This is a genomic window from Cronobacter turicensis, assembly GCF_041222865.1.
Taxonomy (GTDB): domain Bacteria; phylum Pseudomonadota; class Gammaproteobacteria; order Enterobacterales; family Enterobacteriaceae; genus Cronobacter; species Cronobacter turicensis.
Window position 1 is genome coordinate 969,815 of the sequence record NZ_CP165997.1, and the last position, 18,859, is coordinate 988,673.

An 18,859-nucleotide genomic window follows, 5' to 3' on the forward strand; every position below is an offset into this window, starting at 1 on the left:
CATTAAAACCACCCCAGGAAGCGGGCAGGCGAGGCGGGGATAGCATTGCGCGCTTTCTATGAGATTGACTTTCCTGGATCTTCAAGGTTTGATCTTTAAAAATGTAATCAGTTAAGGACGTTCAGTGGAAAACATTAAAACTCCAATTGTTAAAAAGTTAGCATCTTGGACATTTTCTTTTAAAAACATAGGATGCATTTCACGAGGTGAAATTGATGCCAAGCCATTGACTCTGTTGTGCGGTAAGAACAATACAGGTAAAACATGGGTTATGTATAGCCTATATGGTTTTTTGAATATGCCATCTCCTTTCTTGAAGTTGCCACAAGTTGCAAATTTTGCAAAACAATTGGTTGAAGTTGGTAATTTTGAGTTTAATGTAATTGAATGGATTGAAGATAATTTTGCTGCAATAAAAAAGGAGTTCAATAAAACATCTTCAAAGATGCTTGAGAATGTTTTTAATACAAGCGATAAAGATATATTTGCCGATTCAGCTTTTGATTGGGTTATAGATGAAAACGCTTTGAAAGCGAATGTGCTAGAAAAAAAAGTAGAGATCAGTCTCATTTTGGGGACTGGGAAAAAAGAAATAATGCTGATTACCAAAAAAAGTCATAGCGATATGTTACAAATGACTTTACTGGACTCTGGTTTTCCTAGGTTAGAGTCATTTATCAACAGGGTATTAAGTCAGTTGTTGAAAATAGAATATGATGAAAACCCTGCATTTTTAATTCCAGCGGAAAGGAATGGCCTTCATTTGTTTTTTAATGAGTTAAGCTCAAGGAGGACGGCTTTATTGCATCATGCTTCTAAAGAACAATTTGATTTAAACTCTCTCTTGAATGATGTTATGAAGTCTAAATACTCTGCCCCTATTGCGAATTATATTGATTGGCTTAATGAGATCAAGGTCAATAGAAAGAATAAAAATGGTGAGTTTCATAATCTGGCTGAAGAGCTCAAGAGAATAATTTCTGGTAAATATTCGGTTGATACTGAAGGGCAAATTTATTTTTCAACTTATAAAAAAGGAAATAAAACAGCGAGAAAAATTGAATTGCACTTATCATCATCTACTGTGAAAAGTCTTTTTGGGCTTTGGTTTTACCTGGAGCATCAAGCCAAGAAAGGGGATATATTGATGATTGACGAACCTGAATTGAACTTACACCCTTCAAATCAGCGCGTTATCGCACGATTCCTTGCAAAACTTGTAAATTCAGGGTTGCGTATTGTTGTAAGTACTCACAGTGATTACTTTGTCAAGGAAATCAACAGTTTGATGATGCTTCACTCCGTTCCTGATGAGCTTGTTTCAGAAAGAGATGCTCTAATGAAAAAACAAGGGATTAGTATAGAGTCAATATTAAACCCTGAGTGCGTTGCTGCTTACGTTTTTGATAATAATTCCGTGAGTGAAATGAAAAAAACGAATGAGGGTATTAATGCAATTACCTTCGATGAGGTGATTAATTCAATTAATTATGATAATGACGAGATTTATTATTCCTTAGTGGATGGTCGCTCTATGGATGAGGGTGCCGATAATTATGAATAGTATTGTGAATGTTATGCAAGGCTGTATTGAACCAGCTTTTCAATTGAAAAGAGAACAGGAATGCTGGGCTGTTGTTGAAGAAAATCCCGGGGCTGCCAATAAGAAATTATTAGTAAATGGTAGTGGGATCTATGGTTTTTCTTTGGACTCCCCAAGCGTTCCAAAGCCAGTCTGGAAATTTCTTAAACCCTCATCGTTAGAGGGGATTTGTTCCGTTTGTGACGGTGTTTTTGTTACAACTTATAAAGATGTTGATTATTTTGTTGTTATTGACTTAAAGTCATATGCCGCAACGGGAGCAGTTAAGCAAGTAATAACTGGTATCCATTTGTGTCAATGGTTTTATTCTGTATTGAGGCTTCATGGTCATTTAACAAAAAAGGTCGGATATGTGGGTGTTATAAGTAAGTTATCTCGAAGAAGACAGCCTTATAAGAGATGCACAGTAAGAAATCCGTTGCCGGATCCTGATACGCAAAATGGGTTCCCCATTTTTACAATTGAAAATGAGAACAGGCTATCATTAACAAAAGTCTGTGAGGTTGTTCATAATTTGTGATTTTATCCAGTTTAATTAGCCCCTAAGTGCATGTTAGGGGCGTGTTTCTATATGCTGTAGTTTATGAAATCAATTATCTTTATTCCTAGCCAATCATTTAATTCTTTAAAGCGCTGCTGAAGCGGTGTCAACTCGTTGCGCACAAACACCTTTGCCACCTTCTCGATATCGCCCAGGCTGCCGACGTTTTCCGGCTTGCCGCCCATGAGCTGAAACGGGATGCGGTGGGCATCGAGCATGTCGGACGCGCTCACCTTTTTAATATTAAAAAAGTCGTCTTTGGTGGCGACCTCGCTTAACGGCACGATTTTAATCCCGTCGGGTTTGCCGTTCGGCGCGTAGAAAAACAGATTCTTAAAGTTGCCGAGCCCTTTCGAGCTGCGCATCGCATCACGCATCGCCTCTACGTCGGTGCTGCTCTGCGCTGCGTCGGTCACGTACATGATGTACCCCGCGTGCGCGCCGTTCTGGTAATACTTGCGACGGAACAGTGTCGCGGATTCATTCAGCCATGCCGAGTTAAGCGCGCTGAGATATTCCGGCATCCCATAAAGCTCCTGGTTGATATCCGGCTCCAGCAGGTGAAACACTGAGCCCGGCTCAAACTGCTGCGGCTGAGAAAAGCCCGGCACCCACCAGTAAACATCCTCCTCCACGCCGCGCCGCGTGTATTTGGCCGGCGAGGCATCCAGCCTGATAACCTTGCCGGTCACGCTTTTTCGCGCCTCAAGAAAGGCGTTACCGAACACCAGAAAATCCAGCACGAAGCGGCTGAAATCCTGCTGTGATAACAGCGGGTGCGGAATAAACGTGCTTGCCAGAATATTGCGCTTCACATAAATCGGCGAGCTGTGATGCACGGCGGCGCGCAGGCTTTTTGCCAGGCCGGCGAAGCTGACGGGCGGCTCATACCATTTGCCGTTACTGATGCACTCGACATAATCGAGAATATCGCGGCGGTCGAGTACCGGCGTCGGCTCGCCAAACGTGAAAGCCTCCATCTTTTGCGTGCCGGCGGTGGTCGTGGCCGCGCGGTTATCGCGCTGGCGGTTTTTACGTTTACTCATCGGTAAAACTCCAGAATTGAGGATGATGCCTGGCCGCTCCCGGCGGTCAGCGGCTCGTTTAACAGGGCGTGCATGGTGGCCCACGCAACATCCGCGTGACTCGCTTCCTCGCTGCGGCTCGCCTCATAGGTGGCGCTGCGCCCGCTGCTGGTCATGGTCTTGCGGATAGCCATAAAGGACTGCGTGATATCCGTGGCGCCGGCGTCGTACTCCAGACAGCCGCGGCTGATGGTGTCTTTTGCCTTAAGCACCATTGCGGTTTTGACTTCCGGGCTGTAACGGATTTCGCGCGCGGCAGGCCAGAAGGCGCGCACAAGCTGAAACACGCCCTGGCCGATGCCGGTTGCATCGATACCGATGTACTCGACCTGATATTTTTCAGTGAGCTCGCGGATGGCCTGCGCCTGGGTGGCGAAGTCCATACCTTTCCACTGGTGGCGCTCCAGAATGCGGAACTTGCCGCCCGAGACAACCGGCGGCGCCAGCACCACGCAGCCGGCGGAGTCGCCGGTATGCGACGGGTCGTAGCCAATCCACACCGGGCGCGAGCCGAACGGGCGCGCCGCGAAGGGCGAGAAGTCTTCCCATTCCTCCAGGCTGTCGACCATGCAGCGTTGCAGCTCCTCGAACGGAAACACCGACGCTTTATCGTCGACGAACTCACACATGAAGAGATTGCGGAAATCCTCGGCGCTGTTTTCACGCTTCAGCGCGTCAAGATCGAACAGGTCGCAGCCGCCGGCGAGCGCGTCCTCGATGGTGACAATCTGGCGCCACTGACCATCCCCGCACAGCATGCCGCCGGCGAGCGCCGCGTGGCTGATATCAATATCCACGCGCTCGGCTGCTGAGGTGCGGCCCTTGTTGAACAGCTCACCAGACCAGAAAGGAAACGCGCCATGCCCGAGAGTGGAGGGCGTCGAGAAATAGGTCGAGCGCAGGTGCTTCTGCGACGCCATGCCCGAGGCGACTTTACGCAGCCGCTGGAAATTCGGTATCCAGAAAATCTCATCGACATACAGGTCGCCGTTATGGCTCTGCGCGGTGTTGGAGTTGGTGCCGAGAAAAATCAGCTTTGCGCCGTTGTTGCCGATGACAATCGGATCGCCTGACAGCTCAACATCCACCCGGCGCGCAAACTGGATGATGTATTCGCGAAACACATACGCCTGCGTTTTGGAGGCGGATAAAAATATCTGGTTATGGCCGGTTTCCAGCGCGCGCAGCAGCGCCTCGCGGGAAAAGTAGAACGTGGCGCCAATCTGGCGCGATTTAAGAATGTCGCGGATGCGGTGCTCTAACCCGGCCCTGTGCCAGCGCAGCTGATAGTCGAAAGACTCCTCGAAAAAAATCTCCCTGAGTTTCTCAATCGCCTCCTCGCTGAAGAAATTCTTTTTCGGCCTGCGGCGGTCACCTTTATTGCGGTTCGCCACGTTGGGATTTAAATCCGCCTCGTTGCCGGTCTGGCCGTAGCGGTTCACCCTGGCGAGGCGCTCCATCTGACGCGAGAGAAAATCCGCGACTTTAAAGTCGTGCGCGGTCAGCTCGGGCTTTGCATAAAGCTGAATCAGCCGCGCCTCAAGCGTGTTTTCGACGCGCTGAATGGGTGCCGTCGCATCCCATCCGTCGCGCTGCTTCCAGCTCTGCACGGTGGGGCGTTTGGTCTTAAGCATCTCCGCGATTTGCGGCACGGAAAAGCCCTGCCAGTAGAGCAGCGCCGCCTGTCGTCGCGGGTCGTTTAAAAGCGTGGTGTCGGTGGTGATGGTCATGAAAGCCTCGCCGTAAGTGGTACACGGCAAGGCTACTTAAGCGCGCCCGGCGATTCGCTAAGGCGCTGTTGTGTGGAGGCTTATCCATCCGGGATTGATAGCGAAGGAAACGCGGCGCCGGGAAACTAACCCCGAACCCGTAACCCCACTATCAGGACTCCTGACAATGGCAAAAAAAGTCTCAAAATTCTTTCGTATCGGCGTCGAGGGCGACACCTGCGACGGTCGCGTTATCAGCGCCGGCGATATTCAGGAAATGGCCGCGAGTTTTGATCCGCGCGTTTATGGTTGCCGCATCAACCTGGAGCACCTGCGCGGCATCCTGCCCGAAGGCGTCTTTAACCGCTATGGCGATGTGGTCGAGCTAAAAGCCGAAAAGATTGATGACGATTCTGCGCTTAACGGCAAATGGGCGCTGTTTGCGAAAATCGCCCCGCTCGATAACCTGGTCGACATGGTCGGCAAGGGCCAGAAGGTTTACACCTCAATGGAAATTCAGCCGAACTTTGCCAACAGCGGTAAATGCTATCTGGTCGGCCTGGCCGTGACTGACGATCCGGCAAGCCTCGGTACCGAATACCTCGAATTCTGCCGCACCGCCAAATCAAATCCTCTTAACCGCTTTAAAGCGAGCCCGGAAAATCTGAGCGCCACCGAACAGCGTATCGCGGCGATGGAAAACGCCTTCAGCGCGCTGAAGCAGGACGTGACCAGCCAGACCACGCAGACCAGCCAGGCGCTCACCGACCTGAAAAGCACGCTCGACAACACCGAGAGCTTTACGCAGCCCCGACGCACGCAGGCGACCGGCGGCGAAGGTGATTCGCTGTCGACCAACTGCTGACCGGCCGCGCCGGCACGCACACCCGTAAATTCACCTGACAACAGGAAAAACCATGCGCCAGGAAACCCGCTTTAAATTTAATGCCTACCTCTCCCGTATTGCCGAGCTGAACGGTATCGGCGTCGGCGACGTGTCGAAAAAATTCAGCGTGCAGCCGTCGGTCACGCAAACCCTGATGGATACCGTGCAGGAATCCTCGGAGTTTCTGACGAAAATCAACATCGTGCCGGTGAGCGAACTCAAGGGCGAAAAGATTGGCGTCGGCGTTACCGGCTCCATCGCCAGCACGGCAGACACCGCGAATGGCCATGCCCGCGAAACCGGGGATTTCGCCGCGCTGGAGTCCAACAAGTACGAGTGCGATCAGATTAACTTCGACTTTCACCTGCGCTACAAAACCCTCGACCTGTGGGCGCGTTTTCAGGATTTCCAGCTGCGTATCCGCAACGCCATCATCAAGCGTCAGGCGCTCGATTTCATCATGGCCGGCTTTAACGGCGTGAAGCGTGCGCCAACGTCTAACCGCGCTGAAAACCCGATGCTTCAGGATGTGGCGGTGGGCTGGCTTCAGAAGTACCGCAACCAGGCACCGTCGCGCGTGATGGATAAGGTCACGGCTGAAAGCGGTGAGGTTGTGTCTGACGTGATCCGCGTCGGCAAGGGCGGCGACTATGAAAACCTCGACGCGCTGGTCATGGATGCGACCAACACCATGATTGCGCCGTGGCACCAGGAAAACCCGGATATGGTGGTTATCTGCGGTCGTCAGCTGCTGGCCGACAAATACTTCCCGCTGGTCAATAAGCAGCAGGATAACAGCGACCTGCTGGCCGCCGACGTCATTGTCAGCCAGAAACGAATCGGCAACCTGCCGGCGGTGCGCGTGCCGTATTTCCCGCCGGATGCGCTGATGATCACCACGCTGGAAAACCTCTCTATCTACTTCATGGATGAGAGCCACCGCCGCGTTATCGAGGAAAACGCGAAGCTCGACCGTGTGGAGAACTACGAGTCGATGAATATCGATTACGTGGTGGAAGACTACGCCGCCGGCTGCCTGGTGGAAAACATCAAGGTCGGCACCTTCACCACGGCCGCGCCAGACGTGAAGGAAACCGCAACGCCAGCGCAGGAAGGCTAAGCCATGACGAGTCCCGCAAAGCGTCACATGATGCGGGTCTCGGCCAGTGAAACCGCGCAGCGGCAGGACAGCCTGCTGCGCCATGCCACTGCTTACGAGCAGATGCTGGTTAAGCTGGCCGCCGACCAACGCACCCTTAAACAAATCCATTCCACCGAGCGTAAGGCGGAGAAAAAGCGCGAGCTGCTGCCGTTCTATCAGCCGTGGGTCACCGGCGTACTTCAGCAGGGCAAAGGCGCACAGGACGATATTCTGATGACAGTCATGCTCTGGCGTCTCGATGCCGGCGACATTGCCGGCGCGCTCGATATCGCCCGCTATGCCCTGCGCTACGGCCTGACCATGCCCGGACAGCACCGCCGCGCGCCCGCGTACCTCTTTACCGAGGAGGTGGCGCTCGCCGCGATGCGCGCCCATGCCGCCGGCGAGACGGTCAGTACTGCGCTTCTGACCGATACGCTGGCGCTCACGCAGGCCGCGGATATGCCCGACCAGGTACGCGCGAAGCTGCATAAAGTCACCGGACTTGTGCTGCGCGATGCCGGAGAACCCGCCGCCGCGCTGGAGCACCTGCGCCGCGCGATGCAGCTCGACACACAGGCCGGCGTGAAAAAAGAGATTGAGCGCCTCGACCGGGAGCTGCAACCGAAACCCGCCAGGCCGGCGGCAAAGACCGCCGCGCCCCGTAAAAAGACAACGCGATCCGCGACGCCCGCAAAACGTGGTCGCCCGAGGAAAAACGCCGTTTAACAGAATGCGCCACGCGCCAGGGCGGCACGCCGGTCAATGCGGGTTTTACCCGGTCTGCGACCGGCGTCCACCGCCCACCCTGACAGGAGAAAGTAATGATGCGGATTATCAGCGGCGAGGAGCAGCCTGGCGGGCCGGCAGACCTCACGCCGCCCGGTGATGAGCCGGTGATTAAGAACACCCCGTTTTTCCCGGACGTGGAGCCGAAGCGGGTCCGCGAGCTGATGCGCCTTGAGCAGACATTTTCGCCGGCGCGCGTACGCGAGGCCATCTGTGCCGGCATCGCGGAAACCAACGCCGAGCTGACGGAATACCGCCGCGCGCAGCAGGCCGCAGGCTTTAAGCGTCTTGCTGACGTGCCGGCGGATGTGCTCGACGGCGAAAGCGTGCGGATATTCCTGTATCTGCGCGCCGTCAGCGCGATGGCGACCGCCTCGCTTTACGGGCGCTATCGCGGCGCCGACGCCAGCGGCAAAGGGGATAAAAAGGCCGACAGCATCGACAGTACGGTCGATGAACTGTGGCGGGATATGCGCTGGTCAGTGGCCCGCCTTCAGGACAGGCCGCACTGCATCATAGGGCAAATCTGATGAAAACCTTCGCGTTACAGGGCGACACGCTCGATGCGATTTGTGCGCGCCATTACGGGCGCACGGAGGGGGTTGTCGAGACGGTGCTGACTGCCAATCCGGGCCTTGCCGAGCTCGGCGCCGTTCTGCCCCACGGCACGGCGGTCGAGCTGCCTGATATCGCGCCGGCGCCCGCCGCTGAGAGTATCAACTTATGGGATTAACCATGGAAAAAATCAGCACCTTTTTAGCCTACTGGCTTTCCGTCCTGCTGGCCTTCTTCGGTGCCATGACGCCGCAGGACGTTGCCGCCTATTTCGGCATGTGCGGCGTCGCCGTCACGGTGGCCGTGAACTGGTATTACCGGCGCCAGGCGATGCTGTTTCTCACCACGCGCGCAAGCAAAGAGGAAATTATCCGTGAACTTAATCGTTAAACGCTGTGCCGTGGGCGCCGTGCTGGCGCTGGCCGCGCTGCTGCCCGATTTCGGGCGCCTGCATACCTCGCCGCAGGGGCTCGCGCTGATTGGCGATCTGGAGGGGTGCCGCCTGAAGCCCTACCAGTGCAGCGCCGGCGTCTGGACGTCGGGCATCGGTCACACGGCGGGAGTGGTGCCGGCGCGGGATATTACCGAACGCGAGGCCGCCGTGAACCTGGTCGGCGACGTGCTGAAGGTGGAGAAAGCGCTCGCAGTCTGCGCGCCGGTCGCCATGCCGCCGCCGGTTTATGACGCGGTGGTCAGCTTTTCTTTTAACGTCGGCACCGGCGCGGCCTGCCGGTCAACGCTGATGGGGTTTATCAACGCGAAAAAGTGGGCGCAGGCGTGCGATCAGCTCCCCCGCTGGGTGTATGTCAACGGCGTGCGTAACGCCGGCCTTGAAAACCGCCGCGCCCGTGAGCGGGCGCTGTGCCTGAAAGGAGCATCATGAAAACGCTGATCATTTTACTTCTGCTGGCGCTCGCCGGTCTGGTCTGGCTGGGGCGCGAAAACAGCACGCTCTCGCGAAGCTTTGAAAAGGCGAATCGCGTAGCCGACGGCCAGAAAAGACAAATCGGAATGCTGAAAAATCAGCTCAGCGTGGCCGTCAGCATGGCGGATAACAACGAGCGGGCGCAGGTGAAGCTGCGCGGCCAGCTCGACGCAGCGCGCGAGGCGGCGCAGCGACAGGAACAGACCATCATGAGGTTACTCAATGAAAACGACGAATTTCGCCGCTGGTATCGCACTGATTTGCCTGATGCTGTGCGCCGGGTGCACCAACGTCCCGCCTGCGCCTCTGCCGGTCACTGTTTACAACGCCTGCCCGAAAGTGAGCCTGTGCCAGATGCCGGGCAGCGACCCGATCACTAACGGCGATCTGAGTGCGGATATCCGTCGCCTGGAGCGCGCGCTTGAGAGCTGCGCGCTTCAGGTGGAAGCCGTGAAACACTGCCAGGATGAAACTGATGAAAAAGCCCGAGAGCCTGCGAAAAGCCCTGACTGATGCGCTGCCGGTGCTGCGTACTAACCCGGATATGCTGCGCCTGTTTATCGACAACGGCCAGATTGTCGCCACGCTCGCCGCCTCGCTGTCGTTTGAAAACCGCTACACGCTGAATGTGGTCGTGACCGATTACACCGGCGATATTAACCTGCTGCTTGTGCCGGTCGCCGCGTGGTTACGGGAAAATCAGCCCGATATCATGACCACGGACGACGGCATGAAAAAGGGATTTACCTGGTATGCGGATATCAACAACGACAGCAGCGTCGATGTCAGCATCAGCCTGTTAATCAGCGAGCGCACGCTGGTTAAGGAGTCGGACGGTGCGCTGTATGTCTCTGACCTACCGGAGCCGCCGCTGCCGGAGCCGGTCACGCGTCCGGCTGAGCTCTATATCAACGGTGAATTTGTGAGTCGCTGGCATGAATGATTTCAGCCCGTTTGAAAAGCGGCTTTCCGCGCTGATTGCCGCCCTGTTACCGGCGGGCCGGCGCCGGATGGCGAAGGATATCGCGAAGACGCTGCGCACCCGGCAGCAGCAGCGCATTAAGGCGCAGAAAGCCCCGGACGGCAGCGCCTACACGCCGCGGCGGGAACAGCCCGCCCGCGCCAAAAAAGGCCGGGTAAAGCGCGAAATGTTCGCGAAGCTTCGCACTAACCGTTTTATGAAAGCCACTGGCAGCAGCGATGCCGCCGTGGTGGAATTTACCGGTAAGGTGCAGCGCATCGCGCGGGTGCATCAGTACGGCCTGAAAGATAAACCTGGCCGCAACGGCAGGGCGGTTCAGTATCCGGCGCGCCCGTTGCTCGGGTTTGATGAGGGCGACCGGCAGGCGGTTGAGGAACTCATTATTTCAATTTTAAACGAGCCCCGTTAAGGGGCTCGCTTTTATGATTAGCTCCCTTTAACAGCCTTTATCATGCTAGCTAGTTGTTCCATGCCGTCAAATGTTGAGGGGGTTTTATCATCTGAGGCCATAATGTTTGAAAAAATAATATCCTCAAATTTAGCTAAGGGGTTTCTATCTCCTTCCTTGCTATTGGCGTTTATCTCTTTAGAGTATTCGCCGTATTTTTGGATAAAGCGACAGAGGCTCTTTCTTAGTTCAATTTGCATTAGCTGCGATTTTATAGAGTTAAAGGAGCTAAGCACTACCCTGAAGTAATACAAAAGTATAAGAACGAGCGAAGCCAAAGGTATAAGTTTGATAATATGTGTGACAGTGGTGTCGTTTTTTCCAGAAAGGGCGAAGTAAATAACTTCAGCAAAGATCAATAGAGGGATTACAGTTGCAAGACCCAGCAGTATTCTTTTGGTTTCTTTTAATTCTGCGCTTTTCATTGTTCCTAACTTAACAAATCCTTTGTATAAGCCTACGAAGTTGTACGCGGTTTCTTGGTTTTTTAATTGAGCTTCCAGTCGTTCAACTCTTTTGATTTTTTTCTCTAAATCAATTTGCATGCTTGCTAGTTTTTTTTCGGTTGATTCTATTTGCAATAAGGACTTGTGATAACCTTCTACGTTAAGCTTTGCCATGCTCTTATTTAAAATACTAACCGGCAGGCGCAGCAATGCAGAGTATATCTTTCGTTTGCTTTCTTTTTCGAACTCGCCTAGGTACTCTAGACCGAAGTCAAAGTATGAAGAAAGCGTGCTCGACGGGTAGGATGGACTGAAGGATACCGCTTCAATAATATAAAAATATAATTCTGCATAGATGTTCTGGGTGTGATTAATATCCGTGCTGCTTTCATTTAAGATGAAGGTGAGATGACTATTCTGCTCTTCTGTTTTTAATGCACATCTTTCCCCCCACAACTGAGGGAATTGAATCATGTTGTTTAATATATTGGAGAGCGTATTGCATAACTGTATTTCGAAAAGACTTAGAGCATTATATTCCGTGCTGACATGGTTATCGATTAATTTCAAAAAATGCGTTGCTGAGGCTTTGAAAGCATCAGAGCTGAAATAATTTACATCTTCCATAGGTATCCTGTCTCTGTGTAGTTGTGCCATCAACCATAAAACGGCTTTTGCTGTGAAGTGTGTCAACCTGAACACATCATAAGGCCATGCAAACTCAATTCAATGAAATCTCGCGCCTGCTGCGAAATATGATCCGCACCGGCGTCATCGTCTCGGTGGATACCGACGCGGGGCGCTGTCGCGTGCAGACCGGGAAAAACGTGACCGACTGGTTGCAGTGGCTTACCCACCGCGCCGGGCGTTCGCGCACCTGGTGGGCGCCGTCGGTCGGTGAGCAGGTGCTTATACTCGCCGTGGGCGGCGAGCTCGATACCGCGTTTGTGCTGCCGGGCATTTTCTCTGACGACAACCCGGCGCCGTCGGCCTCCGCTGACGCCGTTCACCTCGCATTTCCTGACGGGGCGGTTATTGAGTACGAGCCCGCAAGCGGTGCGCTTCAGGTTTCCGGCATTCAGACGGCCAGCATCAGCGCGTCGAAATCCGCAACCGTGACCGTGCCGGTCGTTACCGTCACCGCCTCCACGCGTATCACCCTCGACACGCCGGAAGTGATATGCACCGACAAACTCATCACCGGCACCCTTGAGGTGCAGAAAGGCGGCACGATGAAAGGCAACATCCAGCACAGCGGCGGCGCGCTCACCTCCAACGGCGTGCAGGTTGACGAACACAGTCACGGCGGCGTTCAGCGCGGCGGAAGCTGGACGGAGGGCACGAAATGACGGCACGTTACAGCGGCATGAGCTGCGACACCGGCATGACACTCACCGATGCGGCGCACATCAGCCAGAGCATCCGCGACATTCTCACGACGCCGGTCGGCTCGCGCGTGATGCGCCGCGATTACGGCTCGCTGCTGTCGATGCTGATTGACCAGCCACAAAACCAGGCGCTGCGCCTGCAAATTATGTCGGCGTGCTACATGGCGATCCTGAAGTGGGAGCCGCGCGTACGCCTGACCGGGCTGACTTTTGAAACCCGCTTTAATGGTGAAATGGTCGTGGAAATCAGCGGCCAGCGCACCGACACGGGCGGCGATATTTCCTTAACCATTCCTGTGAGCTGATAACCATGCCGACCATTGACCTGAGCCAGCTACCCGCCCCCGATGTGGTCGAGGAGCTCGATTTTGAAACCATTCTTGCCGAGCGAAAGGCGACGCTGATTTCCCTGTATCCCGAGGAGGAGCAGGCCGCTGTCGCGCGCACGCTGGCGCTGGAGTCTGAGCCCATTGTGAAGCTGCTTCAGGAAAATGCTTACCGCGAGATCATCTGGCGTCAGCGGGTTAACGAGGCGGCACGCGCCGTGATGCTCGCCTATGCCAGTGGGAGCGATCTGGACGTGAGCGCCGGTAACCTCAACACCGTCCGCCTGACCATCACGCCGGCGGATGCGTCCACGCTCCCGCCAACCCCCGCCGAGATGGAAAGCGACACCGATTTTCGTCTGCGCGCGCAGCAGGCGTTTGAGGGGTTAAGCGTGGCCGGGCCGGTCGGTGCATATGAATATCACGGTCGTAGCGCCGACGGGCGTGTCGCGGATGTGTCGGTGGTAAGCCCGTCGCCGGCCTGCGTTACCGTGACGGTGCTGTCGCGTGATAACGACGGTGTGGCTGATACCGCCCTGCTGGCTGTGGTTGACCGCGCGCTCAATGCCGAAGATGTGCGCCCGGTGGGCGACCGGGTAACGGTGCAGGCCGCCGAGATTGTGCCGTATGCCATTCATGCAACGCTCTATCTTTATCCCGGCCCGGAAGCGGAGCCGATCCGCCAGGCCGCCGAGAGCAAGCTTAAAACCTACATCACCACACAGCACCGGCTTGGTCGGGATATCCGCCGGTCAGCGATTTATGCCGCCATTCATGTCGAAGGCGTGCAGCGGGTTGAGCTGGAAAGCCCGGTCGCCGACCTCGCGCTCGGCAAGCATCAGGCGTCGCTGTGCACCGATTACTCGCTGACGGTCGGGGGTACTGATGAGTGATAACCGCCTGCTGCCGGTAGGCTCGTCACCGCTTGAGGTGGCTGCCGCGAAAGCGTGCGCGGAAATTACCCGTGTGCCGGTGCCGCTGCGCACCCTGTGGAACCCCGCCACGTGTCCCGTAAACCTGCTGCCCTATCTCGCCTGGGCGCTGTCGGTTGACCGCTGGGATGAGCGCTGGAGTGAGACCACAAAACGCAGCGTTATCGCCGCGTCGTTTTACGTGCACAAGCACAAAGGCACCATCAGCGCGCTACGTCGCGTGGTGGAGCCGCTCGGCTACCTGATTGACGTGCGCGAGTGGTGGGAACTCAACGAGACGCCCGGCACGTTTCGTCTTGTGGTGGGCGTGCTGGATAACGGTATCACCGAAGAAATGTATCAGGAACTTGAGCGCCTTATCTCGGATGCCAAACCCGCAAGCCGGCATCTGACCGGGCTCAATATCAGCCTGAGCGCTGACGGCGCGGCGTTTGTCGGGGCGGCCAGCTACAGCGGCGACACGCTCACCGTTTACCCCTATTTACCCGAGGAAATCACCGTGGGCGGCACGTTAAGCGCCGGCGCGGCGGTTCATTTAATCGATAACCTGAGAGTGACGGCATGACCGCAAAATATTTTGCTCTTCTGACCAACCAGGGCGCGGCGCGGCTGGCGAATGCGGCCGCGCTGGGCACGAAACTTAACCTGACGCAGCTCGCCGTCGGTGACGGCGGCGGAAGCCTGCCGGTGCCGGATACGACGCAGACCCGGCTGATTAACGAAAAGCGCCGCGCGCCGCTGAATATGCTGTCTGTCGACCCGGTGAATACAAGCCAGATTATCGCCGAGCAAATCATCCCTGAAAGCGAGGGCGGCTACTGGATCCGTGAAATCGGGCTGTATGACGATGCCGGCGTGCTGATAGCCGTGGCGAACTGCCCGGAAACCTACAAGCCGCAGTTACAGGAAGGCAGCGGGCGCACACAGACCATTCGCCTGGTGCTGATTGTCTCGGCGACCGATGCCGTGGCGCTGAAAATCGATCCGTCTGTGGTACTGGCGACCCGTAAATATGCCGACGATAAAGCTATCGAGGTGAGGCAGTATGCCGATCAGCTGATGGCGCAGCACCTGAAGGCCGCCGACCCGCACACGCAGTATGCCCCGAAAGCCTCGCCGGCGCTGACCGGAAAACCCACGGCACCGACGCCGGCGCAGACAGTGAATGACACGCAGATTGCTACCACTGCCTTTGTAAAAACGGCGCTTGCTGCCCTGGTCGCCAATGCGCCGGGTGCACTGGACACCTTAAACGAACTGGCAGCCGCGCTTGGTAACGATGCGAATTTCGCTGCCAACGTGACAAAGGCGCTGGCCGGTAAGCAGCCGCTTGATAACACGCTGACCGCGCTGTCCGGGAAGACAGTAAGCGGCGTGCTTTCCTGGCTCGGACTTGGTGAGGGCTCGGCGCTGCCGGTCGGGGTGCCGGTGCCGTGGCCTTTAGACATCCCGCCAGAAGGCTGGCTGAAATACAACGGAGCGCCCTTTGATAAAGCCCGTTATCCAAAACTTGCCCTGATTTATCCCGGCGGCGTGTTGCCGGATCTTCGCGGGGAGTTTATTCGCGGCTGGGATGACGGGCGAGGGGTAGATACCGGGCGTTCTTTATTATCTGCTCAGGGAGATACTCTTCAAAATGTTACCGGTACGATTGTATCGCGAGGATATCAACAGTCAGAGACTGGCTGTATTTCTGGAGCTACAGGTGCATTTGCCTATGGCAGGCAAACAGGAGCTAATGGGTTTGGGATGCCAGGGGGCACAGAAAACCGTAATGCAGATATCACTACTTTTGATATGTCTAAAGTAGCCCGAACATCTACAGAGACTCGTCCACGTAACATCGCATTTAACTACATTGTGAGGGCTGCATAATGGCCGAGGTTAATTTAAATCATCAGCTTCTGGCCGAGCAGGCCGGCTTTATCACCGTCCATAATTACGACGAAACGACGCGCGAGTATTTATCCACCTGCCGCGAATATCTGGCCGAGGGTGTAGGGCTGCCGGCAAAATCCTGTACCGATGCGCCTGGTGAACCAGTGGAAGGGCTGGTTATCTGCCGCACTGCTGATTTATCCGCGTGGGAGTATCTGCCGGATCATCGCGGCGAGACGGTCTACAGCACAGTGACAGGGGAGCCGGTGAAAATCACACTGCCGGGCGATTATCCTGCCGGCACCACGCGTGCCGCGCCGGCGACCCGCTTTGACGTCTGGAACGGGAAGGCGTGGGTGACAAATGAGGATGCCCGCCGCGCTGCTGATGTGGAGAACGCGAAAGCGATGAAATCAAGCCTGCGTGGCATGGCAAACGAGATTATCAGCCAGCAGCAGTGGCCCTCCCGGCTCACACTCGGGCGTCTGAACGAACAGGAACAGGCAGCTTTTACAGCCTGGCTGGATTATCTGGAAGCGCTTGCGGCAGTTGACACGTCACGGGCACCGGATATCCAATGGCCACAACTCCCAGCGTAAAGACGGGCCTATGCTCGTCTTCCTATCGAGGATAAAGTTAGAACTTTCAAATTTAAAAGCACACAAGTTATGATATGGTTTTTCAAATTTTAGATAAATTTTATATGTAGTGGGATGAATTTATAATTCACATATAAGGGGATTTATGTTTTCTTTTTCAGCGAACTCAGTGAAAAATGATTTTTCGGCTTGTAATGAAATTATAAATAAAAAATACCGCAAAGGATACTTGGCTGTTAAAAATAACCTCTCTAGTCATGATTGTTTAAAAGATGATGAGCTTCTTTGTTGGGTTTATTTTTCAGCATGGAAACATCTTGAGCAAGCTATGCAAACACCCAAGCAGCTCGATGATCAGACACCTTTTAATAGAAAGCATGTTGGTGAGCAAATTTTTGATAAAAATACAGTTGCATCAGATCCTAAGTATCATCTTAGTATTTTGTTGCGATTCATGTGGGAATATTCTTTATCTGTCAATGGCCCTTTCTTTCCACTAGATAAACCTCACATGGACGGTGAGAATTTAACTAGGCTTGATAAAGCAGATGAGGCTATATGGGGTGAGGAGGTCTATTTTCCTACCCCGCCTTTTACATGGATAAAGGATATAATGCCATATGAGATTTATCGCGATTTTTTAAGTGATCCTCGCTTGCAGGAAGCAAAAATTCTTATAGAAAATGTCGAAAACGAAAAGTTAAAATTAGAGGGTAGTGTACAAAAGATTATAAACTCAGCAACCAGCAGTGTGGAGTATCTTGAGGCGGTAAAAGAACAAGCTGAGGACCTCGGTAAAAGGTTAACGGATATAAAGCGAGAAGGTAATTTTAAGCTATTGGCAAAAGCGTTTTCCACTTTAAGGATAAATAAAAATAAAGAGGTGGTTTATGCACAATTCAGAATGTGGCTTTTTATTGTTTTTTTAATAGCGCTTCCGGTAAGTGTTTTCAAACACGCCTATTATGCAGGTCAAATAAATGTTTCGATTTCAGGGTTATTGATTTACGTTCCGTTAATCAGTCTTGAGTTATTGTTTTTCTACTTTATGAGATTATTTTATGTTGAAGTTAAATCTCTAAAAAGCCAGCTTGTACAGATAGATCTTAGATTAAATTTGTGTGAGTTTATCTACGATTATGTCGAAACACGAGATAAAACTCATTCTGATAAAGTTAGTGAATCATGGAAAGCGTTTGAAGCTTTGATATTTAGCCCTATCCAACCCAATGAAGATAAGATCCCTTCTGTTATGGATGGAACAGATGTGTTGGCTGATTTGGCGGGGAAAATATTAAAAGCGAAAGGTAACTAAATAGGCGTTTGCCTTTTAAAGATTGTTGTACCAGCCATCCCCCAACCCGCATTAATAGCCCGCCGCCCCGGCGGGCCTGAAAATAACACTCACCCCTAACCCCACGGAGTTACCCGGATGAGTGATTACCATCACGGCGTTCAGGTCGTCGAAGTTAACGACGGCACGCGCGTCATTTCCACTGTTTCCACGGCAATCATCGGCATGGTCTGTACGGCCAGCGATGCCGACGCCGCCACCTTTCCCCTTAACGTGCCGGTACTGATCACCAACGTGCAGAGCGCTATCGCCAAAGCCGGCAGAAAAGGCACGCTGGCCGCCGCCCTTCAGGCCATCGCCGACCAGGCGAAGCCCGTCACCGTCGTCGTGCGCGTGGCTGAAGGCACCGGCGACAGCGAGGAGGCGCTTGCACAGACCGTCTCGAACATCATCGGCGGCACGGATGAAAACGGCCAGCTCACCGGCATGAAAGCGCTGCTGACCGCCGAGGCGGTGACCGGCGTCAAGCCGCGCATTCTCGGCGTGCCGGGCTTCGATAAGCTGGAAGTGGCGGTCGCGCTTGCTTCCATTTGTCAGAAGCTGCGCGCGTTCGGCTATGTCAGCGCATGGGGCTGTAAAACTGTCTCTGACGTTATCGCCTACCGTAAAAACTTTAGTCAGCGCGAGCTGATGCTCATCTGGCCGGACTTTATCGCCTGGAACACCACAACCAGCGCCAGCGATACCGCCTTCGCCACGGCGCGCGCGCTCGGCCTGCGCGCCAGAATCGACCAGGAAACGGGCTGGCATAAAACCCTCTCCAACGTCGCCGTTAACGGCGTGACCGGCATCAGCGCCTCGGTGTTCTGGGATTTGCAGGAGCCCGGCACCGATGCCGACCTGCTGAACCAGGCCGGCGTCACGACGCTTATCCGCAAAGACGGTTTCCGCTTCTGGGGTAACCGCTGCTGTTCAGACGATCCGCTGTTCCTGTTTGAGAACTACACCCGCACCGCACAGGTACTCGCCGACACCATTGCCGAGGCGCATATGTGGGCGATGGATAAACCGGTCACGCCGACGCTTATCCGCGACATCGTGGACGGTATTAACGCCAAATTCCGCGAGCTGAAAACCGCTGGCTATATCGTCGATGCGCAGTGCTGGGTGGATGAGTCGGCGAACGACAAAGAGACCCTGAAGGCCGGCAAGCTGATGATTGACTACGACTACACGCCGGTCCCGCCGCTGGACAACCTGACCCTGCGCCAGCGCATCACTGACAAATACCTGGCGAATCTGATTTCGTCAGTGGCTAACGCTTAAGGAGCA

At 54.2% G+C, this 18,859-nt stretch carries 24 protein-coding genes; 21 read left to right on the forward strand and 3 right to left on the reverse strand.

Going from position 1 to position 18,859, the window contains the following annotated elements:
• Positions 1–124: 124 nt before the first annotated feature.
• Complete coding sequence (locus AB8W27_RS04730; protein WP_282913959.1) at positions 125–1,564, forward strand: AAA family ATPase; 1,440 nt, start codon at positions 125–127, stop codon at positions 1,562–1,564.
• Positions 1,557–2,123, forward strand: a complete 567-nt coding sequence (locus AB8W27_RS04735) for a hypothetical protein (protein WP_015742213.1) — start codon at positions 1,557–1,559, stop codon at positions 2,121–2,123. The genes AB8W27_RS04730 and AB8W27_RS04735 overlap by 8 nt, the downstream gene beginning before the upstream one ends.
• 47 nt (positions 2,124–2,170) lie before the next feature.
• Here the strand turns inward: AB8W27_RS04735 and AB8W27_RS04740 are convergent, their stop codons facing one another.
• Both AB8W27_RS04740 and AB8W27_RS04745 read right to left on the reverse strand, forming a co-directional pair.
• Positions 2,171–3,190, reverse strand: coding sequence for a phage portal protein (locus tag AB8W27_RS04740; RefSeq protein WP_041923852.1), 1,020 nt, complete (start codon positions 3,188–3,190; stop codon positions 2,171–2,173).
• The gene (locus tag AB8W27_RS04745) at positions 3,187–4,959 is read right to left on the reverse strand and encodes a terminase ATPase subunit family protein (protein WP_015742211.1); all 1,773 of its coding nucleotides are present in this window, start codon (positions 4,957–4,959) and stop codon (positions 3,187–3,189) included. Before AB8W27_RS04745 ends, AB8W27_RS04740 begins: the two co-directional genes overlap by 4 nt.
• 166 nt (positions 4,960–5,125) lie before the next feature.
• Here AB8W27_RS04745 and AB8W27_RS04750 point away from each other — a divergent pair, with 166 nt between their 5' ends.
• From AB8W27_RS04750 to AB8W27_RS04800, 11 genes are all read left to right on the forward strand, one after another.
• The gene (locus AB8W27_RS04750; protein WP_041923851.1) at positions 5,126–5,803 is read left to right on the forward strand and encodes a GPO family capsid scaffolding protein; all 678 of its coding nucleotides are present in this window, start codon (positions 5,126–5,128) and stop codon (positions 5,801–5,803) included.
• A gap of 52 nt (positions 5,804–5,855) precedes the next feature.
• Positions 5,856–6,944, forward strand: a complete 1,089-nt coding sequence (locus AB8W27_RS04755) for a phage major capsid protein, P2 family (protein ID WP_015742209.1) — start codon at positions 5,856–5,858, stop codon at positions 6,942–6,944.
• Positions 6,945–6,947: 3 nt separating this feature from the next.
• Positions 6,948–7,694, forward strand: coding sequence for a terminase endonuclease subunit (locus AB8W27_RS04760; RefSeq protein ID WP_015742208.1), 747 nt, complete (start codon positions 6,948–6,950; stop codon positions 7,692–7,694).
• Positions 7,695–7,789: 95 nt separating this feature from the next.
• The gene (locus AB8W27_RS04765) at positions 7,790–8,284 is read left to right on the forward strand and encodes a head completion/stabilization protein (protein ID WP_015742207.1); all 495 of its coding nucleotides are present in this window, start codon (positions 7,790–7,792) and stop codon (positions 8,282–8,284) included.
• The gene (locus tag AB8W27_RS04770) at positions 8,284–8,487 is read left to right on the forward strand and encodes a tail protein X (RefSeq protein WP_015742206.1); all 204 of its coding nucleotides are present in this window, start codon (positions 8,284–8,286) and stop codon (positions 8,485–8,487) included. Before AB8W27_RS04765 ends, AB8W27_RS04770 begins: the two co-directional genes overlap by 1 nt.
• Positions 8,478–8,699 (forward strand): HP1 family phage holin, encoded by a 222-nt coding sequence (locus AB8W27_RS04775; RefSeq protein ID WP_041923850.1) that lies wholly within the window; start codon positions 8,478–8,480, stop codon positions 8,697–8,699. The genes AB8W27_RS04770 and AB8W27_RS04775 overlap by 10 nt, the downstream gene beginning before the upstream one ends.
• Positions 8,683–9,192, forward strand: coding sequence for a lysozyme (locus AB8W27_RS04780; protein WP_041923849.1), 510 nt, complete (start codon positions 8,683–8,685; stop codon positions 9,190–9,192). The genes AB8W27_RS04775 and AB8W27_RS04780 overlap by 17 nt, the downstream gene beginning before the upstream one ends.
• The gene (gene lysB, locus AB8W27_RS04785) at positions 9,189–9,614 is read left to right on the forward strand and encodes an Rz-like lysis system protein LysB (protein WP_015742203.1); all 426 of its coding nucleotides are present in this window, start codon (positions 9,189–9,191) and stop codon (positions 9,612–9,614) included. Before AB8W27_RS04780 ends, lysB begins: the two co-directional genes overlap by 4 nt.
• Complete coding sequence (lysC, locus tag AB8W27_RS04790) at positions 9,502–9,747, forward strand: Rz1-like lysis system protein LysC (RefSeq protein WP_282913958.1); 246 nt, start codon at positions 9,502–9,504, stop codon at positions 9,745–9,747. The genes lysB and lysC overlap by 113 nt, the downstream gene beginning before the upstream one ends.
• Positions 9,710–10,177 (forward strand): phage tail protein, encoded by a 468-nt coding sequence (locus AB8W27_RS04795; protein WP_015742202.1) that lies wholly within the window; start codon positions 9,710–9,712, stop codon positions 10,175–10,177. Before lysC ends, AB8W27_RS04795 begins: the two co-directional genes overlap by 38 nt.
• On the forward strand, positions 10,170–10,625 hold the full coding sequence (locus tag AB8W27_RS04800; protein ID WP_015742201.1) for a phage virion morphogenesis protein: 456 nt from the start codon (positions 10,170–10,172) through the stop codon (positions 10,623–10,625). The genes AB8W27_RS04795 and AB8W27_RS04800 overlap by 8 nt, the downstream gene beginning before the upstream one ends.
• A gap of 17 nt (positions 10,626–10,642) precedes the next feature.
• Here the strand turns inward: AB8W27_RS04800 and AB8W27_RS04805 are convergent, their stop codons facing one another.
• A complete protein-coding gene (locus AB8W27_RS04805; RefSeq protein ID WP_049787157.1) occupies positions 10,643–11,737 on the reverse strand; it encodes a hypothetical protein in 1,095 nt (364 codons plus the stop codon).
• Between the two features lie 86 nt (positions 11,738–11,823).
• Here AB8W27_RS04805 and AB8W27_RS04810 point away from each other — a divergent pair, with 86 nt between their 5' ends.
• The 8 genes from AB8W27_RS04810 (at position 11,824) to AB8W27_RS04845 (ending at position 18,853) form a co-directional block, all read left to right on the forward strand.
• Positions 11,824–12,459, forward strand: coding sequence for a phage baseplate assembly protein V (locus AB8W27_RS04810; protein ID WP_015742199.1), 636 nt, complete (start codon positions 11,824–11,826; stop codon positions 12,457–12,459).
• Positions 12,456–12,803, forward strand: coding sequence for a GPW/gp25 family protein (locus AB8W27_RS04815; RefSeq protein ID WP_015742198.1), 348 nt, complete (start codon positions 12,456–12,458; stop codon positions 12,801–12,803). Before AB8W27_RS04810 ends, AB8W27_RS04815 begins: the two co-directional genes overlap by 4 nt.
• A 5-nt stretch (positions 12,804–12,808) precedes the next feature.
• On the forward strand, positions 12,809–13,717 hold the full coding sequence (locus AB8W27_RS04820) for a baseplate assembly protein (protein ID WP_015742197.1): 909 nt from the start codon (positions 12,809–12,811) through the stop codon (positions 13,715–13,717).
• Positions 13,710–14,321, forward strand: coding sequence for a phage tail protein I (locus tag AB8W27_RS04825; protein ID WP_015742196.1), 612 nt, complete (start codon positions 13,710–13,712; stop codon positions 14,319–14,321). The genes AB8W27_RS04820 and AB8W27_RS04825 overlap by 8 nt, the downstream gene beginning before the upstream one ends.
• Positions 14,318–15,631: a phage tail protein gene (locus tag AB8W27_RS04830; protein ID WP_015742195.1), complete on the forward strand. Its 1,314-nt coding sequence runs from the start codon at positions 14,318–14,320 to the stop codon at positions 15,629–15,631. Before AB8W27_RS04825 ends, AB8W27_RS04830 begins: the two co-directional genes overlap by 4 nt.
• Positions 15,631–16,233, forward strand: a complete 603-nt coding sequence (locus AB8W27_RS04835; protein ID WP_015742194.1) for a tail fiber assembly protein — start codon at positions 15,631–15,633, stop codon at positions 16,231–16,233. The genes AB8W27_RS04830 and AB8W27_RS04835 overlap by 1 nt, the downstream gene beginning before the upstream one ends.
• Positions 16,234–16,378: 145 nt before the next feature.
• Complete coding sequence (locus tag AB8W27_RS04840) at positions 16,379–17,548, forward strand: hypothetical protein (RefSeq protein WP_282913957.1); 1,170 nt, start codon at positions 16,379–16,381, stop codon at positions 17,546–17,548.
• A gap of 117 nt (positions 17,549–17,665) precedes the next feature.
• Positions 17,666–18,853 carry a phage tail sheath protein gene (locus AB8W27_RS04845; protein ID WP_015742191.1) on the forward strand — a complete coding sequence of 396 codons (1,188 nt, stop codon included), beginning with the start codon at positions 17,666–17,668 and terminating at the stop codon, positions 18,851–18,853.
• Positions 18,854–18,859: the final 6 nt, after the last annotated feature.

Bases quoted from the DNA above. Each gene is read 5' to 3' on its own strand.
- AB8W27_RS04755 (WP_015742209.1), top strand. From the start codon at position 5,856: ATGCGCCAGGAAACCCGCTTTAAATTTAATGCCTACCTCTCCCGTATT.
- AB8W27_RS04830 (WP_015742195.1), top strand. From the start codon at position 14,318: ATGACCGCAAAATATTTTGCTCTTCTGACCAACCAGGGCGCGGCGCGG.
- AB8W27_RS04760 (WP_015742208.1), top strand. From the start codon at position 6,948: ATGACGAGTCCCGCAAAGCGTCACATGATGCGGGTCTCGGCCAGTGAA.
- AB8W27_RS04835 (WP_015742194.1), top strand. From the start codon at position 15,631: ATGGCCGAGGTTAATTTAAATCATCAGCTTCTGGCCGAGCAGGCCGGC.
- AB8W27_RS04805 (WP_049787157.1), bottom strand. From the start codon at position 11,737: ATGGAAGATGTAAATTATTTCAGCTCTGATGCTTTCAAAGCCTCAGCA.
- AB8W27_RS04735 (WP_015742213.1), top strand. From the start codon at position 1,557: ATGAATAGTATTGTGAATGTTATGCAAGGCTGTATTGAACCAGCTTTT.
- AB8W27_RS04845 (WP_015742191.1), top strand. From the start codon at position 17,666: ATGAGTGATTACCATCACGGCGTTCAGGTCGTCGAAGTTAACGACGGC.
- AB8W27_RS04740 (WP_041923852.1), bottom strand. From the start codon at position 3,190: ATGAGTAAACGTAAAAACCGCCAGCGCGATAACCGCGCGGCCACGACC.
- AB8W27_RS04810 (WP_015742199.1), top strand. From the start codon at position 11,824: ATGCAAACTCAATTCAATGAAATCTCGCGCCTGCTGCGAAATATGATC.
- AB8W27_RS04800 (WP_015742201.1), top strand. From the start codon at position 10,170: ATGAATGATTTCAGCCCGTTTGAAAAGCGGCTTTCCGCGCTGATTGCC.
- lysB (WP_015742203.1), top strand. From the start codon at position 9,189: ATGAAAACGCTGATCATTTTACTTCTGCTGGCGCTCGCCGGTCTGGTC.
- AB8W27_RS04820 (WP_015742197.1), top strand. From the start codon at position 12,809: ATGCCGACCATTGACCTGAGCCAGCTACCCGCCCCCGATGTGGTCGAG.
- AB8W27_RS04840 (WP_282913957.1), top strand. From the start codon at position 16,379: ATGTTTTCTTTTTCAGCGAACTCAGTGAAAAATGATTTTTCGGCTTGT.
- AB8W27_RS04815 (WP_015742198.1), top strand. From the start codon at position 12,456: ATGACGGCACGTTACAGCGGCATGAGCTGCGACACCGGCATGACACTC.
- AB8W27_RS04825 (WP_015742196.1), top strand. From the start codon at position 13,710: ATGAGTGATAACCGCCTGCTGCCGGTAGGCTCGTCACCGCTTGAGGTG.
- AB8W27_RS04795 (WP_015742202.1), top strand. From the start codon at position 9,710: ATGAAAAAGCCCGAGAGCCTGCGAAAAGCCCTGACTGATGCGCTGCCG.
- AB8W27_RS04765 (WP_015742207.1), top strand. From the start codon at position 7,790: ATGATGCGGATTATCAGCGGCGAGGAGCAGCCTGGCGGGCCGGCAGAC.
- lysC (WP_282913958.1), top strand. From the start codon at position 9,502: ATGCTGTGCGCCGGGTGCACCAACGTCCCGCCTGCGCCTCTGCCGGTC.
- AB8W27_RS04770 (WP_015742206.1), top strand. From the start codon at position 8,284: ATGAAAACCTTCGCGTTACAGGGCGACACGCTCGATGCGATTTGTGCG.
- AB8W27_RS04775 (WP_041923850.1), top strand. From the start codon at position 8,478: ATGGGATTAACCATGGAAAAAATCAGCACCTTTTTAGCCTACTGGCTT.
- AB8W27_RS04745 (WP_015742211.1), bottom strand. From the start codon at position 4,959: ATGACCATCACCACCGACACCACGCTTTTAAACGACCCGCGACGACAG.
- AB8W27_RS04750 (WP_041923851.1), top strand. From the start codon at position 5,126: ATGGCAAAAAAAGTCTCAAAATTCTTTCGTATCGGCGTCGAGGGCGAC.